1 protein-coding gene is annotated in these 237 nt (G+C 58.6%); it reads right to left on the bottom strand.

Going from position 1 to position 237, the window contains the following annotated elements; all coding sequences use genetic code 11:
* A partial coding sequence (locus P8629_RS12690) for a hypothetical protein (protein ID WP_278166441.1) occupies positions 1-237 on the bottom strand: 237 nt, incomplete at both ends.

Raw genomic sequence — 237 nt, 5'->3', positions numbered from 1 at the left:
GACATACAGCGCCATGCTGGTGGAGACGTTGTTCACAATCGCGACCGGCGTGGAGACGCGGCGCTGGAAGTGGCTGTGGATAGCGTTCAGCGACCCCATATCCACCAGAATCATCAGCCCGGACGCCAGAGCATTGCTTTCGATGTAGTGCATCACCTGCTGGGCAATCGCCTCCGGCGTGACGTCGAGCGGCATGTCGAAGGATTCAAAGACCGTGTGTTTCAACAGGCGGTTTGC

The sequence above is a fragment of the Hydrogenovibrio sp. 3SP14C1 genome, assembly GCF_029625905.1.
In the GTDB taxonomy this organism is placed as follows: domain Bacteria; phylum Pseudomonadota; class Gammaproteobacteria; order Thiomicrospirales; family Thiomicrospiraceae; genus Hydrogenovibrio.
This window is presented reverse-complemented; position numbering and strand designations above follow the sequence as displayed.